This window comes from Acetobacter cibinongensis, from assembly GCF_000963925.1.
Taxonomy (GTDB): domain Bacteria; phylum Pseudomonadota; class Alphaproteobacteria; order Acetobacterales; family Acetobacteraceae; genus Acetobacter; species Acetobacter cibinongensis.
Genome location: NZ_BAMV01000108.1, coordinates 1 through 565, shown reverse-complemented (window position 1 = coordinate 565; position 565 = coordinate 1). Strand labels below are relative to the sequence as shown.

General features: G+C 54.7%; 1 protein-coding gene. It reads right to left on the bottom strand.

Annotated features, from left to right (window positions below; all coding sequences use genetic code 11):
• Positions 1 to 50: 50 nt before the first annotated feature.
• A partial coding sequence (locus tag Abci_RS14010; protein ID WP_048839785.1) for a transposase occupies positions 51 to 565 on the bottom strand: 515 nt, incomplete at its 5' end.

Genomic DNA, 565 nt, shown 5'->3' with positions numbered 1-565 from the left:
GTTTTCGATCTGCGTTTTGAGCAGATCGAGTGCTGCCCCCCGCTAGATTGCTATGCATTCGCGCTGATCCGCTCCAGGAAGAGGAAGCGGCGCATATTATAGACGATATTGGCCAGGCCGATCCTCATGGTGGCCCGGGTGATACCGACAGTTCGGACGAACAGACCCGTCTGCGATTTCTGGTCAGCAAAGACATGCTCGACGCGGGATCGGATAACGGACTTTCCTGCATTGGACCGCTGGACATGGAGTGGCATGGGTTTGAGATGCGGCTTCTTCCTGTGAACCTTTGAGACAAAGCCGTGCTTTTCCATGAAGTCTTCATTGGCTTTTGAGCGATACGCTGTATCAGCCCAGACGCTTGAGGCCGTATTGGCTTTATCCAGCAGCCCCTCTCTTAATCGCGCGCCATCATTGGCGGCCGCATCCGTCGTCTTCCATTTCCGGATGAACCGATACTTCCGGTCGATGGAGATGTGGGATTTGTAGCCAAAGAACGGGATGGCGATATCCGTTGTGGGAATCGTCCCGTCATCCTGCCGCTTCGCCTTCGTGAACTTCAGTG